We start from the raw sequence: 17,531 nt of genomic DNA on the forward strand, positions 1-17,531 counted from the left end.
ATGGCCACACAGCTACGTCAGTCCCAGCGGCGCAGGCAGGTACTGTCCCGCGAGCGCATCGTCGCCGCGGCCATCGAGCTGCTGGACGCGGCCGGGGAGGGCGCGCTGACGGTCCGGGCGCTGAGCGAGCGCCTCGCCACCGGTTCCGGCGCGATCTACCACCACGTCGGCAACATGAACGAGCTGCTCCAGGTCGCGATCGACCGCGTCATCGCCGACGCCTTGGCCGCGCTGCCCGCCGATGGCTCCGGGGCTACGCGCACGCCAGAAGAGGAGATTCGCGCGGTTGCTCTCGGCCTGTTCGACGCGGTCACCAAGCACCCCTGGCTCGCCGCCCAGCTCGCCGTGCAGCTCACGCGCAGCCCTTGGGGGCCGGTCACGGTAAGGGTTTTCGAGAGCATCGGCCGGCCAGTGCGTTCGCTCGGCGTGCCGCAACCCGACTGGTTCGCCGCGACGTCGGCGCTGGTCCACTACATCCTCGGTGCCACGACCCAGAACGCCCAGACCCCGCACGACGGCGAGACGCCGCGAAACGAAGTCGATCGTGCCGAGTTCCTCGCTGCCGCGTCCAAGGCATGGCAGGACCTCGATCCCGATGACTACCCGTTCGTCACGGCCATCGCCGAGCAGATGCGCAACCACGACGACCGTCGGCAGTTCCTCACCGGCATCGGCTTGGTCCTGAGGGGCATCACTACTTCGTATTCATCGGCAGAAGCGCGCGGTACGGGACGAACCATCTGACGTGGCGGCGATCCGCAGGATCCCGCCAGCGAGGGCTCGTATGCGCCGAGATGGCAGCCGCGGCTCAGCGCGGCTCGCCCGAAGGTCAGCGGTGGCCGGTCGGCGGAGGCGTGGCGCGAGCCGCGCGCAGGTCGGCGGTGGCTCATCGCGACCCGTGCGAGGTCGGTGGGGGCTCATCGCGACCCGCGCGGAAGCCAGCGGCCATCGCAGCGCCCCGCGCGGAAGCCAGTGGCCACTGCAGCGCCCCACGCGGAAGCCAGTGGCCACTGCAGCGCCCGCACGGAAATCAGCGGCCGCCCGCACGGGTCCAGGCGGAGATCAGCGTCCGCTCGGCGCGACCCACGCTGAGGTCTGCGGCCGCCCGCAGCGAGCCGCGCGAAGGCCCGCACAGGCGGCAAACCCCAACCCCGCTACCCCGCAACCCCCCAACCCCACTACCCCGCCGGATTCTCCCGGAGGTGCCGGAGTTCGTCATCCGCCAATGCCTTTGTCGGTTTCCTCAGCACCGCCCGGATCCGGGCCGGGTCGGCCTTTGGCGTTCGGTCCGCGGTGAGCAGGCCGTTGCGTTCCTGCTCCGTGTCGGTAAGCTGCGTGTAGCAAAAACCCGCCAGCGCGGGGGAATCGAGCACAGCGCTCACCAGATCGTCGAGCTTGTGGACGAGGTCTTCGCCGTCGGCGACCGTTGAATAGCCGAACCAGTTCTCACCTTCAGCGTAGGTCAGGCCACCGAACTCGGTCAGCATGACGGGACGGTCCGGATCGGGCTCGCCGAGGACGAGCCTGCGTGCGCCGGGGCGTCCGGCCCGAAGGCTCTCCGACACTGTCGCCTTGTCTCCGTAACGACTACGCAGGGAGGAACCCGTGGGCACGTAGTCGTGCACCCCGTACACATCGGCCTCCGGGCATTCCCAGCCGTCGTTGCCGATGACGGGGCGGCTCGGATCGACGGCCTTCGTCAGGTGGTACAGCGAACGCGCGAAATGCTCCTGGGACGGCGACGACGCGATGTCCGGCACTCCCCAGCTCTCGTTGATCGGCACCCACGTCACGATGCACGGGTGGCTGCGGTCCCTCCTCAGGATCTCCAGCCATTCCCGCGTCAGCCGCTCGACGGCGGTGGGCCCGAACTCGTACGCGTTCGCCGTTTCACCCCAGACGAGCAATCCCAGCCGATCGCACCAGTAGAGGAACCGCGGGTCCTCGACCTTCTGGTGCACCCGCACGCCGTTGAAGCCGAGTTCCTTCACCAACTCGACTTCCCTGCGGAGCGCCTTCGCGTCCGGAGCGGTCAGATGGGACTGCGGCCAGTACCCCTGTTCGAGCACCATGCGCGGGTAGTACGGCAGGTGGTTGAGCAGAAACCGGCCATCGGCGGTACCCACGTCGCGCAGGCCGAGGTAGCTCGCGACCTCGTCCACCTGCCCGTCCCCGGACTCCACCGTCACGGTCGCGTCGACGAGCGCCGGGTGCTCGGGCGACCACAGCAGACGGTTGCGGTCCTGCCCGTGACGCAGCGCGGGAATCGCGATGTCGAACCGGAAAGCGCTGTCCTCGACCCGGACGGACTGGTCCGCCAGCACCTCGTCGTCGTGCCTGAGGACGACCCGCACAGTGGCCGCCGGGCCGGAAAGTTCGCCTTCACACGTGACCGAGGCCCGCAGGAGGTCCGGCGTCCAGTGCAGCTCACGCAGGTGCACTTCCGGCACCACCTCCGCCCACACGGGCTGCCAGATGCCGGTCGTGCGGTGGTACCAGATGTCGTGCGGCTCGGCGCGCCAGTCCTGCTTTCCGCGCGGCTGCGCCACATCCGCGGGCCGGTCCTCCGCGCGGACCACAATGGACTGTGCTCCAGCGCCGAGAACTCCCGTGATGTCAAAGGAAAACGGGGTCTGTCCACCCTCGTGCGTACCGACCAGCGCGCCGTTGACCCACACGGACGCGCGGTAGTCGACAGCACCGAAGTGCAGCAGCAACCGCTGCCCGGGCGCCGGCCGAGGAGCCTCGAACTCGCGCCGGTACCAGACCACGGCGTGCGGTTCGGGCTCGTGCACCCCGGACAGCTCCGACTCCGGCGGGTACGGCACGACGATCGTGCGGTCGAACGCGTCCGCGCCGTGCTGCCAGCCTTCGGCGAGGCCACGGTCACCGTCATCGAACGCGAAACCCCACGGGCCGCAGAGGGTGATCCAGTCCTGCCGGACCAGTTGCGGGCGGGGGCAGACTTCTTCGGGCTCGGCGTCGATCACGCTCGGCACCCTACAACCGGAGAAGCCCGCGCGACTCGTTGACGCCGCAGTGGCGCGCTGCTATCTTGGGCGCGTGACTGCCGGGTCGGCGACAAGCCGCGAGCGGACAGGTTTCCCGGCCGCTCCGTGATCCTCCGGCGGGCCAGGGGCCCGCCGCCCTCCTTCGCGTTCCTCGATGTTTCTTCGGGACAGCGGAAGGAGGTGAAAGATGTCCCAGTCCACGACGTGGCACGAGTTCGTCGCGAACAGCAGTGAAGGCGGAGCCGTCGAAGCGACCGTGACCAAGGTGCTGCCTTTCGGCGCGCTCCTCGAGGTCGCACCAGGCGTGCACGGCCTGCTGCCGTCCGACGAGTGGCCCGCGGAGCCGGCACCCGGTTCGACCGTGCGGGTCCGGGTGGCCGAGATCGACGTCCTGCGGCGCAGGATGAGGTTCGCCGCCGCCTGATCGGTGCCCGAGGGTGTGGGGGCAGGTTGAGGCTGCCCCCACACCCGCCGAGTCTAGCTACGGACAGGTCAGCTGACGTCGGCGACGACGCAGGTGATGTTGTCCGGACCGCCGCCGGCGTTGGCCAGCTCGACGAGCTTCTGCACCGTGGCGTCCGGGTCGGTGACCGTGGTCAGCGTTTCCGCGATCAGCTCCGGCGGGACGACGTCGGACAGCCCGTCCGAACAGATGAGATACCGGTCGCCGGGCTGGGCCTCGACCACGAACACGTCCGGGTCCGCCTGGCCGCCGCTCTGCAGCGCCCGCGTCAGCACCGAACGGCTCGGGTGGGTCATGGCCGCCTCCGGCGTGATCCGGCCCTGGTCGACCAGCTCCTGCACCACCGTGTGGTCGCGGGTGATCTGCTCCAGTTCACCGCTCCGCAGCCGGTAGGCCCGCGAATCACCGACGTGCGCGACCACGAACTCCTTGCCGCGCCACAGCAGGGCGGTCAACGTGGTGCCCATGCCCTGCAGCGCCGGGTCCTCCTCCGCCAGCGCCGTCAGCCGCCGCACAGCGTCGGTCACCGTCTCCTCGAGTGCCTCGGCCGGGTCCGCGTCCTCCTCGGCGAGCCGCCCGTCCAGGTCGGTGACCGCCGCGATCGCCGCCGAGCTGGCGACCTCACCGGCGACGTGCCCGCCCATCCCGTCGGCGACCGCGAGCAGCCGCGAGCTGGTGAAGACCGAGTCCTCGTTCGCATCCCGCCGCTGGCCGACATCGGTCGCGACGGCATACCGGAGCGTCAGTGACCCACTGGGTTCCATAGGTGAAGTAAAGCAGTGGGCGTTCGGCGAATACGGCCCACCTACGCGTTGTTCCTCTCCCGTTGTCACGTCGTCGCCACCCCTCCCGGCTCTCCGGCGAGACATTATCGACCCGGGCGACGGCCGTCACGGCACTGGACGGACGTACGCGTAGGCACGGTCGGTCACCTCGAAACCGACACGCTGGTAGACGCCCAAGGCGTTGTGGGCGTTGCTCTCGTCGACCCCCAGCGTCGCGCGCTCGTAACCCTGCTCCCGGGCGACGGTGACCGTGTGCGTCAGCAGAGCCGTCGCGATGCCGCGTCCACGCAGCTCGCCGCGCGTCCCGACGTACGACACCAGCAGCTCGCGGACACCCGTCGCCGCGGCGTCGGACTCGTAGAACGCCGACAACACGAACGCCGCGACCTCGCCATGTTCACCCAGAAGCAGGAACGACGTCTCCGGCCGGAACGCCGGACTGCCCGTCACGCGGTGCCGGAACAGCTCCGGCGAGTACGCCGTCATGCCCCAGTGCCCGGCGAAGGTGTCGTTCAGCGCATCCCTGATCGCCTCGTCGTGTTCCGGCGCGTAGCCCGCCAGGCGCAGCTCCCCGGGCAGCGGACGCGGGACGGGCTGCTCCCCCAGGTCCATCCGCATGGTCGCGAACGAACGCAGCCTGGCGAACCCGTTCGCTTCCAGCAGCCGGGCGTACCACCGTTGGTTCTCGTGAGCACGCCCGTGCAGCTCCAGGTCCGCGTCGGGGAACGTCTGCGCGTGCAGCTGAGGACCGGTGCGCAGCAGCCAGCCGACCAGCCGCTCCCCCAGCCCGGACTCGCGGTGGTCCGGGTGCAGCTGCAGTTCGACGCGCATCCGGTGCTCCGGGTTCGCCTCCACCCGTGGCACGGCCATCGCGTACCCGAGCAGCCGCTCCCCGCTCCACACGGAGGTGCTCCCATCCCGCAGCCGCACGTTGGGGGCGGTCAGCTCCTCGCGCACGTCCTCGACGCTGTGGTGCTCGTGCGTCGGCTCGACCGCCTCCGCCGCCCGCAGCAGCCCGGCCACCGGTTCCGCGTCACCGGCCGTCAACGGCCGCCAAATCTCGTCCACCGGACGAGCCTATGGGGAGCCGGACACCCGTCCCATCGATTTTCCGGCAACCGTTAACCTGCTGGTCGTGCTCGTGCTGCTGCCCCCTTCCGAAACCAAGGCCCCCGGTGGGGACGGACCGCCGCTGCAGCTCGACGAACTGTCCTACCCCGAGCTGAACCCGGTCCGCCGCAAGCTCGCCGACGCCCTCGTCGACCTCGCGGCCGACGTCCCGGCGAGCCTCGACGCCCTCGGGCTTTCGCCGCGGCAGGAGGACGAGGTCGCGCGCAACGCCGCCCTGTGGTCGTCGCCGACGCTTCCCGCGCTGGAGCGCTACACCGGCGTGCTCTACGACGCGCTGGACATCGGCGGGTTCACCAAGGCGCAGCTCGCCAAGGCACAGCGCCGCCTCGCCGTCGCGTCCGCGCTCTTCGGCATCGCGCGCGGCGACGACCGGATCCCCGCCTACCGCCTCTCCGGCGGCACGTCGCTGCCCTCGCTCGGTGCCCTGCGCACGCTTTGGCGTCCAGCGCTGGAACCCGTGCTGGCCGGTCTGGACGAACTGGTCGTCGACCTCCGCTCCGGCGCTTACGCCGCGCTCGCGCGCATCCCCGGCGCGGTGAGCGTGCGCGTGATGACGTCGAGCGGCAAGACGATCAGCCACTTCAACAAGGCCTACAAGGGCAGGCTCGCGGCCGCGCTCGCGAAGGCTCCCCGTGAACCATCCACTGTGGAGGGTCTGCTGCGCGTGGCGGCCAAGGCCGGGTTCGACGTGCGGCGAACCGGGGAGCACGAGCTCGACCTCGTCATCGAGCCCTGAACCGGTCCGGCGCGTACGGCGCCAGGTCGAGCGCGGGTTCCTCGCCCAGGGCCAGTGACGCGACGAGCGCACCCGCGAACGGCGCCAGTGTCAGGCCGCCCGCGCCGAACCCCGTCGCCACCAGGACGTCCGGCGTCCCGGGAAGCGTGCCGAGCAGCGGCAGCCCGTCCTCCGACGCCGGGCGGAAGCCCACGCGCGTCTCCAGCAGGGTCGCGTCCGCGAGGCCCGGCGCGACGGCGAGCGCGTTGTCCAGCACCTCACGCTGCCCTGCCGCCGTCACGCGGTAGTCGAAGCCCGAACCGGTTTCGCGCGTCGCACCGGCGACCACCCGCGAACCGGGGAACGCCAGCAGGTAGTGGCTCGACACCGGCAGCACGACCGGCCACGGCCCCGTCTCCACGCCGGGCAGCTCGAAGTGGCTGATCTGCCCACGCTGCGGCTCCACACCCAGCCGCACGCCGAGCGGGGCGACGAGCTCACCGCTCCACGCGCCCGCCGCGACCACCACCTTGTCCGCCGCCAGCGGCTCGCCGTCCACGAGCACCGCGCCCTCGGACGACAGCTCCGCCTGTCCCGACACGCTGGACGCGCCACGCCGGGCGGCCGCCGCGAGCAGCGCCTCCCGCAGGCGACGGCCGTCGACCCGGCCACCGCCCTCCACGTGCACCGCGCCGAGGTCCGGGGCGAGCGCCGGGAACAGCTCCCGCGCCTGCCCGGGGTCCAGCCGCCGCACCGCGCCCGCCTCCGGTACCGCCGCCGCTCGCCGGCTCACCCGCTCGAAGGCCTCGGACAGCTCACCCTCGTCGGCCGACACCACCATGGCGCCGACCACCTCGAACGACGAGCCCGCCTCGCCGTCCTCGGCCAGCTCCGCCACCAGCGTGCGGTAGTACACGGCCGCCGCCGACGCCGCGCGGAAGTGCTCCTCCTCCGCCCGCGACGTCCACGGGCTCACGATGCCCGCTCCGGCCGCCGTCGCGACCCCCGTCCGCGCCGCGTCCACGACGACGACCTCCGCGCCCCGGCGCGCCAGCTGGTACGCGGTGCTCGCGCCCGCGATCCCCGATCCGATGACCACTACCCGCATGGTCACGAGTCTGCCGGTAATTCGGTTGCCCCCGCACCCGCGCCCGGCCAGAATCCGAGGCTCCGACGGAAGGAAGGAGGCACACGATGGCTGTCCCCGTGCTGAACCGTGCCCTTTTCCGTCCGCCCCGCGGCTGACCGCAGCCGGTGGGGCACCTTCCCGAGGAGAACCCACCGATGGCCAACCGTCGCCGTTTCGACGACGAAACCCCGTACGCCCGCCGCGGCCGCCTCACCGAGCACGAACGTGCCCGCCTGGCCGCACTGCGCGAGGACGCCTACGAACCCGAGATACCCGGTGACCGCTACTCGACGTGGGACACCGGTGAACGCGGCCCGCGGCCGTACCCGGACTGGCTGGTGACCGAGCTGGCCGCCGTCGACACCGAGCTGGGTGTGCTCAAGGCGGGCAAGGAGGCCGACGTCCACCTGCTGCGCCGCGGTCTGCCCGACGGTTCCCGCGCGTGCCTGCTCGCCGCGAAGCGGTACCGCTCGAACGAGCACCGGCAGTTCCACCGTGACGCGAGTTACCTCGAAGGGCGCCGGATGCGCCGGTCACGCGAGACCCGCGCGATGGCCAACCGGACGTCCTTCGGCCGCAACCTGATCGCCGAGCAGTGGGCGGTCGCCGAGTTCGGGTACCTGTGTCGCTTGTGGACGGTCGGGCTCCCGGTGCCGTACCCGGTGCAGCGCAACGGGACGGAACTGCTGCTGGAGTTCCTCGGCGAAGAGGACGGTACCGCCGCGCCACGCCTCGAACAGCTGCGCCCGGACCCGGACGAGCTGGAGTCACTGTGGTTCCAGGCGCGCCGGGCGCTCGAACTGCTCGCCGGCGAGGGGCTCGCGCACGGCGACCTCTCGCCGTACAACGTCCTGGTGCACCGCGGCAGGCTCGTGCTCATCGACCTGCCGCAGGTGGTGGACCTGTTCGCCAACCCCGCGGGCCCCGAGTTCCTGGCGCGCGACGCGGCGAACCTGGCCCGCTGGTTCACCGCCCGCGGCCTGGACGTCGACGTGCCTTCGCTCACTTCGGAGCTGTCCGAACGGGCCGGGCTCCGGTGATCGCGGATGTTCGGGTAGACTCATCACAGACCGCAACCGGCGGCGTGGACAAGTGTTGTTCTTCGCGGCCAAGCCGACTGACACGGCTCGCGGTAATCCACCCACCAACGGCGCACGGAATGCGCCGGGTCCGTCCTTGTGAACGCCCAGGACAACACTGCGCCCTGCGCCAAGCGGGCAGTTGGGCCTCCTTGCGACGTGCCACGTCCGAGAGGCAGTTAGTGAGCATCACCCTCGAGTCCACTTCGGTGACCTCGTTCGAAGATTTCAACCTTCCGCAGCCGCTGCTGACGGCGCTGCGCGACCAGGGCATCGACGCCCCCTTCCCGATCCAGTCGGCCACCCTGCCCGACGCGCTCGCCGGGCGTGACGTGCTGGGCCGCGCCCAGACCGGTTCCGGCAAGACGCTGGCCTTCGGCCTGGCGCTGCTGGGCAGGCTGGGCGGCGGCAAGGCCCGTCCGAAGCGGCCGCGCGCCCTCGTGCTCGTGCCGACCCGTGAGCTGGCGATGCAGGTCGCCGACTCGCTCAGCCCGCTCGCCAAGGCGATGGGCCTGTGGTGCCGCGTCGCCGTCGGCGGCATGGCCTTCACCCGCCAGGCCGACGTCCTCAACCGGGGCGTGGACCTGCTGATCGCCACCCCCGGCCGGCTGTCCGACCACGTCCGCCAGGGCACCTGCGTGCTCTCCGACGTGAACTTCGTCGCCCTCGACGAGGCCGACCAGATGGCCGACATGGGCTTCCTGCCGCAGGTCCGCGAGATCCTGGACCTGACCCCGCCCGGCGGCCAGCGCCTGCTGTTCTCGGCCACCCTCGACGGTGACGTGAAGAAGCTGGTGGACCGCTACCTGACCGACCCGGTCGAGCACTCGGTCGCGCCCGCCACGGCGAGCGTGGACACGATGGACCACTACGTGTTCCAGGTGACCCACCAGGACAAGCAGGCCATCGTGACCGAGATCGGCGCCCGCGAGGGCCGCACGATCATGTTCGTGCGCACCAAGCACCACGTCGACCGGCTCGCCGAGCGGCTGCGTGCGAAGGGTGTGGCGGCCGGTGCACTGCACGGCGGCAAGACGCAGGGCCAGCGCAACCGCGTGCTGTCGGACTTCAAGGACGGCCACACCCCGGTGCTGGTCGCCACCGACGTCGCCGCGCGCGGCATCCACGTCGACGACGTCAGCCTCGTGCTGCACGTCGACCCGGCGGCCGACCACAAGGACTACCTGCACCGGGCGGGCCGCACGGCCCGTGCGGGCGCCTCGGGCACCGTGGTCACGCTGGTCACGCACGACCAGCGCCGCACCGTGCGCCGCATGACGGAGAAGGCCGGCGTGCGCGCCCAGTCCGCCACCGTGCGGCCGGGTGACGCCGATCTCGCCCGCATCACCGGGGCCCGCGAGCCGAGCGGTGAGCCGGTCGTCGAGCGCCGCCGTGAGCCGCAGCCGCGGCGCGCCGGCGGTCCCCGTGGTGACCGGCAGGGCCGGGCCCGCGGCTTCGGCAGCGGCCACCGCCAGGGCGGCTACCGCGAAGGCGGCGCTCGTCCGCCGCGGCGTGACGGCCGCGGTCCCTCGCGACGCGCGCGGGACTGATCGCAGCAGTTCAGGGAGGCCATCGTCCGTTGTGACGGTGGCCTCCACTGCGTTCCGGGTCCGGCCTGAGAGACTGCCGGGGTGGATGCAGCGCAGAAGCCCGCGGCCGTGCCGCCCGAGCAGGTTTTCGACTGGCTGGACGCGGAAGCCGAACGCAGGGCGGACGCCGGGCTGACCCGCAGGCTGCGGCCCCGGCCCGCGACGAGCACGGAACTGGACCTCGCCGGCAACGACTACCTCGGCCTGGCGCGGGACAAGCGCGTCGCCGGTGCCGCTGCCGCCGCCGCACTGCGGTGGGGTGCCGGTTCGACGGGTTCCCGGCTGGTGACGGGCTCGACGGAGCTGCACGCCGAGCTGGAGCACGAGCTGGCGCGGTTCTGCGGGTTCCAGGCCGCGCTGGTGTTCTCGTCGGGCTTCACCGCGAACCTGGGCGCCGTGACAGCGCTTTCCGGCAAGGACTCGGCCATCGTGACCGACAAGTACATCCACGCGTCGCTCATCGAGGGCTGCCGCCTGTCCCGTGCGGGCATCGCCGCGATCGGCCACAACGACGTCGCCGCGATCAAGCACGCGCTGGCGACACGCCGGACACAGCGCGCCCTCGTGGTGACGGACTCGGTGTTCTCGGTGGACGGTGATCTCGCGCCGCTGCCCGAGTTGTCCGCCGCGTGCCGGGAGCACGGCGCGGCGCTGCTCGTGGACGACGCGCACGGCTTCGGCGTGCTCGGCGACGGCGGCCGTGGCGCGGTGCACGCCGCCGGGCTCGCCGGCGAGCCGGACGTCGTGATGACGGTGACGCTGTCGAAGTCCCTCGGCGCTCAGGGCGGCGCTGTGCTCGGGTCCCGGCGGGTCATCCGGCACCTCGTCGAGACCTCGCGCAGCTTCATCTTCGACACCGGCCTCGCACCGGCCAGCGCCGCCGCCGCGCTGGCCGCGCTGGGCGTGCTCAAGTCCGAACCGGAGCTGCCGGGGAAGGTGCTGGCCAACGCGACGCGGCTGGCGGAGCAGCTGACCGACGCGGGTTTCCGCGTCAGCAGGCCGGATGCGGCCGTCGTCTCGGTGCAGGCGCCGTCGCCGGAGGACGCGGTGACGTGGGCGGCCCGCTGCGCCGAGAACGGCGTGCGGGTCGGCTGCTTCCGGCCGCCCTCGGTGCCCGACGGGATCTCCCGGCTGCGGCTGACCGCCCGCGCCGACCTCAGCGAGTCCGATGTGGACACCGCGGTGAAGGTGGTCAGCGCGTCCGCGCCGCCACGCGCCGCCACATCGTGATGTGCATGATGCCGTCCTCGTCGAACTCGTCGCCCTCGGGCACGTAGCCGAACTTCGCGTAGAAACCCTGCGCGTAGGTCTGCGCGTCGAGGACGCTGTCGGCGTCACCGACGATCTCGAGCGCTTCGGTCATCAGCCGGGCGGCGAGCCCCTGCCCGCGGGCGTGGCGAGCGGTCACGACCCGGCCGATCCGGTAGTGGCCGGGTTCGGTCAGCACGCGCAGGTAGGACGAGATGCCCCGGTCGTCGGTCAGCCACAGGTGCCGGGTGTCCGGCAGCAGGTCACGGCCGTCGATGTCGAGGTAGGGGCAGTCCTGCTCGACGACGAACACGTCGGCGCGCAGGTGGAGGATGTCGTACAGCTGGCTCGGGGTCAGCTCGGTTCCGGCGACGTTCACCGGTCCTTGCTACCAGAGCAGGGATCGCTGCTGGGACTGCGCCCTGATGTCGTCGGCGTAGGTGCTCACGCGCGTGTACACACCGGGCTTGCCGGGCTTCGCGCAGCCGTCACCCCAGGACACGATGCCGATGAGGGTGTCCCCGACCACGAGCGGGCCGCCGGAGTCACCCTGGCAGGCGTCGATCCCGCCGTCCGGGTAGCCGGCGCACACCATGCTGGTGGAGTTGTAGTTGCCGTAGCTGGACGAGCAGCTGGCGTCACTGATCACGGGGACGACCGCGCTGCGCAGCGAGGTCGCGCGGGCGCCGCCGTCGGCGGTGCGGCCCCAGCCGAGGACCGTGGCGTTGGTGCCCTCCGCGTACAGCGACGAGTCGGACTTCTTGGGCAGCGAGGCCGGGCGGTAGGACACCTGGCGGTCGAGGTTCAGCACCGCCACGTCGTCCCCCTTGCCGGGGTCGCTGAAGTTCGGGTCCTTCCAGACCCGCCGGACGTTCGCGACCACGCCGTCGGTGCCCGTCTTCTGCTGCCGGCCGATGACCACGCGCAGGTCGGACTGCGACACGGCGGCCGCGCAGTGCGCCGCGGTGACCACGGCGGACGACGTCACGAGCGTGCCGCCGCAGAACTGGTTGCCGTTCGCGTCGGTGAGGAACACCGCGTACGGGTAGTCACGGACGGACGCCTCACCGCCGCCCACGATCCGCGGCTGGGCCTCCGGGACGGACCCGCTGGTGGCGGCGATGGCCGCGACGGGCAGCGAGGTGGCCAGGGCAGCGGCCGCCGCGAGCAGGAAGCGGACCTTGCGGTTGCGGCGGGCGTGCTTAGCCATGGGTGTGCCCTTCTCTCCCCCGGAATTCAGCCACGTGATGTCACGCGCCGCGTTCGACGGACTCCAGCGCGTAAGAGTGCACAGGCCACCCTAGTGGACATCGACCTCCCATGGTGTCACTTGATCGGGTGGTCTCGTCCGTCTGTCAAGCTGGCAGACGTGCGCATGTCCCGTCTCGCCGCGCTGACGGCCCTCCTCGGGCTGGTCGCGTGCGGCACGCCGGAACAGCAACCGCCTCCCGTCCCGGCACCCGCCACCAGCACCACCACGAGCGCCCCAGCCGCGCCGACGTGGGTCGTCGGCGCGCACCCGTTGCCGCTGCGCCCCGACGGCTACGGCCGCATCGAACCGACCCCGCCCGTCCTGCGGGACCGCAGCCTGCCCACCCGGGACCTCCTGCCGCCACCCGCCGATGGCCGCTACGCCTCGACCGTCGCACCGGTGCCCGCCGACGTCCTCGCCGGCAGCACGTGGCAGCCCGCGTGCCCGGTCAAGGCGAGCGACCTGCGGTACCTGACGATGTCGTTCTGGGGTTTCGACGGCCGGGCGCACACCGGCGAGATGCTGGTGAACGCCTCGGTCGCGGAGGACGTGACACGGGTGTTCGGGCAGCTGTACGCCGCGAAGTTCCCCATCGAGGAGATGCGGGTCACCGCTCCCGCCGAACTCGACGCCCCGCCGACCGGCGACGGGAACAACACGAGCGCGTTCGTATGCCGTCCCGTGCGCGGGCAGCAGAACTGGTCGGCGCACGCGTACGGGCTGGCGATCGACCTGAACCCGTTCTGCAACCCCTACACCAAGGACGACCTGGTGCTGCCCGAACTCGCCTCGGCGTACCTGGACCGGTCGTGGCGGCGGCCCGGCATGGTGGAAGCGGGAGACGCCACGGTGCGGGACTTCGCGGCGATCGGGTGGAGCTGGGGCGGGGCGTGGCACAGCCCGACCGACCGCATGCACTTCACCGCGACCGGCGGCTGAGGGAACAACTCCCGCGAAAATCGGGTTCTCGCAGGGAGAACCCCACACGGCGAAGGAAGACACAGTGCCCCACTACGACCTGGTGATCGTCGGTACCGGCTCCGGGAACTCGATACTGGACCCGCGCTTCGCCGACTGGAAGACGGCGATCGTCGAAAAGGGCGTGTTCGGCGGCACGTGCCTCAACGTGGGCTGCATCCCGACGAAGATGTTCGTGCACACCGCCGACCTCGCCGCGACGCCGTCGATCAGCGGCCGGTTCGGGGTGGACGAGGAGCTGCTGAACGTCCGGTGGCGTGACGTGCGCGACCGCATCTTCGGGCGCATCGACCCGATCGCCGAGGGCGGCCGCGAGTACCGCACCAGCCACGCCGACAACGCGAACGTGACGGTGTATGAGGGCGAAGGCCGCTTCACGGGGCACAAGGAGCTGACCGTCTCGCTGCCCGACCGGACCGAGACGATCACCGCGGACCGCTTCGTGCTCGCCGCGGGCGGCCGTCCGGTCGTCCCGGACATCGAAGGTCTGGACCAGGTGCCGTACCACACCTCGGACTCGATCATGCGGCTCGACGAGCTGCCCCGGCGGCTCGTGATCGTCGGCAGCGGGTTCGTCGCCGCGGAGTTCGCGCACGTGTTCTCGTCGTTCGGCGTCGAGGTCACGGTGATCGCGCGGTCCGGCGCCCTGCTGCGCAGCGAGGACGAGGACATCAGCGCCCGGTACACGGAGCTGGCCGCGCAGCGCTACGACGTCCGCCTCAACCGGAAGGTGCTGCGGGCGCGGCGGACCGAGACCGGCCTCGCGCTGGACCTCGCCGAGGGGGAGACCGTCGAAGCCGACCAGCTGCTCATCGCCGTGGGGCGCCGGCCGAACTCGGACCTGCTCGACGTCGCCGCCACCGGGGTGACCACTTTGGACAGTGGGCACGTCAAGGTGGACTCCTATCAGCAGACCTCGGTCGAGGGCATCTACGCGCTCGGTGACCTGTCGTCGCCGTACGAGCTGAAGCACGTCGCGAACCACGAAGCCCGTGTCGTGCAGCACAACCTGCTGCACCCGGACGAGCGCATCCAGGCCGACCACCGGTTCGTGCCGCACGCCGTGTTCGGCTCGCCGCAGATCGCGTCCGTCGGGGTCACCGAACAGCAGGCGCGCCAACGGGGTCTCAAGTACACGACGTCCAAACAGGACTACGCCGCGATCGCTTACGGCTGGGCGATGGAGGACACCACCGGCTTCGCGAAGCTGCTGGCCGACCCGGAAACCGGGCAGCTGCTGGGCGCGCACATCATCGGCCCGCAGGCGCCCACGGTGATCCAGCCGCTGGTCCAGGCGATGAGCTTCGGCCTCGACGCGCACACCATGGCGCGCGGCCAGTACTGGATCCACCCGGCGATGCCGGAGCTGGTCGAGAACGCGCTGCTGAACCTAAACGTACCTGGGGCGTCCCGCTAGGAACCCGAACACCATCTGCACGGCGACCAGGACCAGCAACATCAGGAACGGCACGGTCCAGGCACCGGTCAGGTCGTGCAGCAGGCCGAACAGGAACGGCACGAGCGCGGCCAGCAGGTACCCGAAGCCCTGCGCCATGCCCGACAACCGCGCGGTGTCCCCGCCGGTGCGGGCCCGCAGGGCGATCGTGGTGAGCGCGAGCGAGAACACGCTCATGCCCAGCCCGATGAGCACCGCCCACAGCACCGGCGCCGCCGCGGGCGCGACCATCACGCCGACCACCCCGGCGAAGCCGAACGCCGCCAGCCCGACGATCCACCAGCTCTGGCTGCCGCCGCGGCCGGCCAGCGGCGGCACGACGAGGCTCACCGGCAGCCCGATGATGGAGATCAGCCCGAGCAGCAGGCCCGCGTCGCCGCGGCTGACGCCCGCGTCGATGAACACCTCCGGCAGCCAGCCCATCACGACGTAGGCCAGGCACGCCTGCAGCCCGAAGAACAGGGTGACGATCCAGGCGAGCGGGCTGCGCAACAGCGACCGCCCGGTGCTCTGAGGCGAACCCGCACCCGTCGGCGCACCCGGTCGCGACCGGACCGACACCAGCCACACGACCAGCGCCAGCCCCGACAACACCGCCCAGCTCGCCAGGCCGGGGCGCCAGCCACCGAAGGCGCCGTCGAGCTGCGGCGTCACCGCCGACCCCAGCGCACCTCCCGCCTGCAGCGCACCGGTGTACAGCCCGGTGATCAACCCGATCCGCGTGGTGAAGGACTCCTTGACCACGACGGGGATCAGCACGTTGGCCAGCGCGATACCGGCGGTCGCGACGAGGGTGCCGCCGAGCACGACGAGCTGTCCGTCCAGCACCCTGATGACGAGCCCGGCGGTCAGCAAGGCCAGGGCGGCCGCGACGGCACCGCCGATCCCGATCTTCTTGGCGACCCACGGCGCGGTCGAACCGGCGAGGGCGAAACACAGGCCCGGCATGGTGGTCAGCGCGCCCGCCCAGGTGGAGGTCGCGCCGAGCGTCTCGCGCATCTCGTCGAGCACCGAACCGGCCGCGGTGACCGCGGGCCGCAGGTTCAGGGCGGCGAGGACGACGGCGAAGCCCAGCAGGCCGCCGCCGACGAGGACACGCGAAGTTTGTTTCACCGGTGTTTCAACCACGCCCGCTACTATCGCAGACGTCGGATGATTGGGTGAAGGGACATTTGTTGTGCCATTAGCCACCACGCGCCGCACCGGGCTCGTCGACCAGGTGATCGGTCAGCTGCGCGAAGCCATCAGCCAGGGCGAATGGGCCGTGGGCCAGCGGATCCCGACCGAGGGGGCGCTGGCGGAGACGCTGGGTGTGGGCCGCAACACCGTGCGGGAAGCGGTGCGCGCGCTCGCACACAGCGGTCTGCTGGAGGTCCGGCAGGGCGACGGCACCTACGTGCGCGCGACGAGCGAGGTGTCCGGCGCGATCCGGCGGCTGTGCGGCTCGGAGCTGCGGGAGGTGCTGCAGGTGCGGCGCGGCCTGGAGGTCGAGGGCGCACGGCTGGCGGCGACCGAGCGCACGGAGGAGGACCTGGCGCGGCTGCGTGAGCTGCTCGACGAGCGGGACCGGGCGCAGCACGAACGCTCACTGGCGGATTTCGTCCGCGCCGACACGGAGTTCCACCTCACGGTCGTCCGATGTGGACGGAACGAGCTGCTGACCGAGCTGTACCGCGGGCTGACGGAGGCGATCACGGCGAGCGTGGCCGCGACGTCGGAGGACCACCTCACCGAACACGTGCCGATCGGGCACCACGGCCTGCTGGAGGCGATCGCCGACCGCGACCCCGCGCGTGCGGTGGCCGAGGCCGGCGGCTTCCTGGACCAGCTGCTGCTCAGGGAAGGGTCAGGATCTCCGAACCCGTCGGCGTGACGAGGATCGTGTGCTCGAACTGGGCGGTCCAGCTCTTGTCCTTCGTCGTGACCGTCCAGTCGTCGTCCCAGATGTCGTAGTCGATCGAGCCGAGCGTGATCATCGGCTCGATCGTGAACGTCATGCCCTCCACGATCTCCGTGGTGACGGACGGGTCCTCGTAGTGCAGGACGGTCGGGAACGTGTGGAAGCCGGGGCCGACGCCGTGGCCGGTGAAGTCGCGGACCACGCCGTAGCCGAAGCGCTTGGCGTAGGACTCGATGACGCGGCCGATGACGTTGAGCTGACGGCCGGGCCGCACCGCCTTGATCGCGCGCATCGTCGCCTCGTGCGTGCGCTCGACCAGCAGCCGCGCCTCCTCCGACACGTCGCCGGCGAGGAACGTGGCGTTGGTGTCGCCGTGCACGCCACCGATGTACGCGGTCACGTCGATGTTGCAGATGTCACCGTCCTCGATGACCGTCGAGTCCGGGATGCCGTGGCAGATCACCTCGTTCAGCGAGGTGCAGCACGACTTCGGGAAGTGCCGGTAGCCCAGCGTCGACGGGTACGCCTTGTGGTCCAGGAGGAACTCGTGCACGACCTTGTCAACGTCGTCGGTGGTGTTGCCCGGTTTGACGGCTTTGCCGCCCTCCTCCAGCGCCTGCGCGGCGATGCGGCACGCGACGCGCATCGCCTCGATCTGCTCCGGTGTGCGCACCCCGTTGCCGGTGTCCCGCTTCGGCGCCGGCTTGTCCACGTACTCGGGACGGGGAATGCTGGCCGGAACGGGACGACGTGGCGTCTGCACGCCGGGCTTCAGTGGAGCACGCAAGGACATGC

17 protein-coding genes are annotated in these 17,531 nt (G+C 71.4%); 9 read left to right on the plus strand and 8 right to left on the minus strand.

The genetic code is table 11. From position 1 onward, the window contains the following. Window positions 1–744 carry a TetR/AcrR family transcriptional regulator gene (locus ABFX51_RS31430; protein ID WP_346055871.1) on the plus strand — a complete coding sequence of 248 codons (744 nt, stop codon included), beginning with the start codon at window positions 1–3 and terminating at the stop codon, window positions 742–744. Between the two features lie 434 nt (window positions 745–1,178). Here the strand turns inward: ABFX51_RS31430 and ABFX51_RS31435 are convergent, their stop codons facing one another. Further along, window positions 1,179–2,990, minus strand: coding sequence for a glycoside hydrolase family 2 protein (locus tag ABFX51_RS31435; RefSeq protein WP_346055872.1), 1,812 nt, complete (start codon window positions 2,988–2,990; stop codon window positions 1,179–1,181). Between the two features lie 208 nt (window positions 2,991–3,198). On the opposite strand from ABFX51_RS31435, the gene ABFX51_RS31440 reads away from it, so the two are divergent. Next, window positions 3,199–3,435, plus strand: coding sequence for a S1 RNA-binding domain-containing protein (locus tag ABFX51_RS31440; RefSeq protein ID WP_091513370.1), 237 nt, complete (start codon window positions 3,199–3,201; stop codon window positions 3,433–3,435). A 68-nt stretch (window positions 3,436–3,503) separates the two neighbouring features. On the opposite strand, the gene ABFX51_RS31445 is transcribed toward ABFX51_RS31440, so the two are convergent. Further along, complete coding sequence (locus tag ABFX51_RS31445) at window positions 3,504–4,238, minus strand: Stp1/IreP family PP2C-type Ser/Thr phosphatase (protein ID WP_346055873.1); 735 nt, start codon at window positions 4,236–4,238, stop codon at window positions 3,504–3,506. A gap of 126 nt (window positions 4,239–4,364) precedes the next feature. Continuing rightward, window positions 4,365–5,327, minus strand: coding sequence for a GNAT family N-acetyltransferase (locus ABFX51_RS31450; protein ID WP_346055874.1), 963 nt, complete (start codon window positions 5,325–5,327; stop codon window positions 4,365–4,367). Between the two features lie 67 nt (window positions 5,328–5,394). Between ABFX51_RS31450 and yaaA the strand changes: the two genes are divergently transcribed. Further along, entirely contained in the window at window positions 5,395–6,126 is a 732-nt protein-coding gene (yaaA, locus tag ABFX51_RS31455; RefSeq protein WP_346055875.1) for a peroxide stress protein YaaA, read from the plus strand. On the opposite strand, the gene ABFX51_RS31460 is transcribed toward yaaA, so the two are convergent. Continuing rightward, complete coding sequence (locus tag ABFX51_RS31460) at window positions 6,113–7,213, minus strand: NAD(P)/FAD-dependent oxidoreductase (RefSeq protein WP_346055876.1); 1,101 nt, start codon at window positions 7,211–7,213, stop codon at window positions 6,113–6,115. The genes yaaA and ABFX51_RS31460 overlap by 14 nt on opposite strands. A 176-nt stretch (window positions 7,214–7,389) precedes the next feature. On the opposite strand from ABFX51_RS31460, the gene ABFX51_RS31465 reads away from it, so the two are divergent. The 3 genes from ABFX51_RS31465 (at window position 7,390) to ABFX51_RS31475 (ending at window position 11,132) form a co-directional block, all read left to right on the plus strand. Then, a complete protein-coding gene (locus ABFX51_RS31465) occupies window positions 7,390–8,274 on the plus strand; it encodes a serine protein kinase RIO (RefSeq protein ID WP_346055877.1) in 885 nt (294 codons plus the stop codon). Window positions 8,275–8,495: 221 nt separating this feature from the next. Continuing rightward, window positions 8,496–9,863: a DEAD/DEAH box helicase gene (locus tag ABFX51_RS31470; protein ID WP_245783285.1), complete on the plus strand. Its 1,368-nt coding sequence runs from the start codon at window positions 8,496–8,498 to the stop codon at window positions 9,861–9,863. Window positions 9,864–9,944: 81 nt separating this feature from the next. Beyond that, window positions 9,945–11,132 carry an 8-amino-7-oxononanoate synthase gene (locus tag ABFX51_RS31475; protein ID WP_346055878.1) on the plus strand — a complete coding sequence of 396 codons (1,188 nt, stop codon included), beginning with the start codon at window positions 9,945–9,947 and terminating at the stop codon, window positions 11,130–11,132. Here the strand turns inward: ABFX51_RS31475 and ABFX51_RS31480 are convergent. Then, entirely contained in the window at window positions 11,095–11,529 is a 435-nt protein-coding gene (locus tag ABFX51_RS31480; protein ID WP_346055879.1) for a GNAT family N-acetyltransferase, read from the minus strand. The two genes, ABFX51_RS31475 and ABFX51_RS31480, sit on opposite strands and share 38 nt — an antisense overlap. A gap of 9 nt (window positions 11,530–11,538) precedes the next feature. Next, on the minus strand, window positions 11,539–12,360 hold the full coding sequence (locus tag ABFX51_RS31485) for a S1 family peptidase (protein WP_346055880.1): 822 nt from the start codon (window positions 12,358–12,360) through the stop codon (window positions 11,539–11,541). Window positions 12,361–12,525: 165 nt separating this feature from the next. Between ABFX51_RS31485 and ABFX51_RS31490 the strand changes: the two genes are divergently transcribed. Both ABFX51_RS31490 and ABFX51_RS31495 read left to right on the plus strand, forming a co-directional pair. Next, a complete protein-coding gene (locus ABFX51_RS31490) occupies window positions 12,526–13,341 on the plus strand; it encodes a M15 family metallopeptidase (protein ID WP_346055916.1) in 816 nt (271 codons plus the stop codon). A gap of 64 nt (window positions 13,342–13,405) precedes the next feature. Beyond that, a complete protein-coding gene (locus ABFX51_RS31495) occupies window positions 13,406–14,797 on the plus strand; it encodes a mycothione reductase (RefSeq protein WP_346055881.1) in 1,392 nt (463 codons plus the stop codon). Here the strand turns inward: ABFX51_RS31495 and ABFX51_RS31500 are convergent. Continuing rightward, window positions 14,771–15,964, minus strand: coding sequence for a CynX/NimT family MFS transporter (locus tag ABFX51_RS31500; protein ID WP_346055882.1), 1,194 nt, complete (start codon window positions 15,962–15,964; stop codon window positions 14,771–14,773). The genes ABFX51_RS31495 and ABFX51_RS31500 overlap by 27 nt on opposite strands. A 49-nt stretch (window positions 15,965–16,013) precedes the next feature. On the opposite strand from ABFX51_RS31500, the gene ABFX51_RS31505 reads away from it, so the two are divergent. Further along, window positions 16,014–16,709, plus strand: coding sequence for a FadR/GntR family transcriptional regulator (locus ABFX51_RS31505; RefSeq protein ID WP_091513398.1), 696 nt, complete (start codon window positions 16,014–16,016; stop codon window positions 16,707–16,709). On the opposite strand, the gene map is transcribed toward ABFX51_RS31505, so the two are convergent. After that, a complete protein-coding gene (gene map / locus ABFX51_RS31510; RefSeq protein ID WP_091513401.1) occupies window positions 16,672–17,529 on the minus strand; it encodes a type I methionyl aminopeptidase in 858 nt (285 codons plus the stop codon). The genes ABFX51_RS31505 and map overlap by 38 nt on opposite strands. Window positions 17,530–17,531 lie beyond the last annotated feature (2 nt).

This window comes from Amycolatopsis dongchuanensis (genome assembly GCF_039542405.1).
Lineage (GTDB): Bacteria > Actinomycetota > Actinomycetes > Mycobacteriales > Pseudonocardiaceae > Amycolatopsis_E > Amycolatopsis_E sacchari.

Bases quoted from the DNA above. Each gene is read 5' to 3' on its own strand.
- ABFX51_RS31485 (WP_346055880.1), bottom strand. From the start codon at position 12,360: ATGGCTAAGCACGCCCGCCGCAACCGCAAGGTCCGCTTCCTGCTCGCG.
- ABFX51_RS31465 (WP_346055877.1), top strand. From the start codon at position 7,390: ATGGCCAACCGTCGCCGTTTCGACGACGAAACCCCGTACGCCCGCCGC.
- ABFX51_RS31430 (WP_346055871.1), top strand. From the start codon at position 1: ATGGCCACACAGCTACGTCAGTCCCAGCGGCGCAGGCAGGTACTGTCC.
- ABFX51_RS31460 (WP_346055876.1), bottom strand. From the start codon at position 7,213: ATGCGGGTAGTGGTCATCGGATCGGGGATCGCGGGCGCGAGCACCGCG.
- ABFX51_RS31440 (WP_091513370.1), top strand. From the start codon at position 3,199: ATGTCCCAGTCCACGACGTGGCACGAGTTCGTCGCGAACAGCAGTGAA.
- ABFX51_RS31490 (WP_346055916.1), top strand. From the start codon at position 12,526: ATGTCCCGTCTCGCCGCGCTGACGGCCCTCCTCGGGCTGGTCGCGTGC.
- ABFX51_RS31445 (WP_346055873.1), bottom strand. From the start codon at position 4,238: ATGGAACCCAGTGGGTCACTGACGCTCCGGTATGCCGTCGCGACCGAT.
- map (WP_091513401.1), bottom strand. From the start codon at position 17,529: ATGTCCTTGCGTGCTCCACTGAAGCCCGGCGTGCAGACGCCACGTCGT.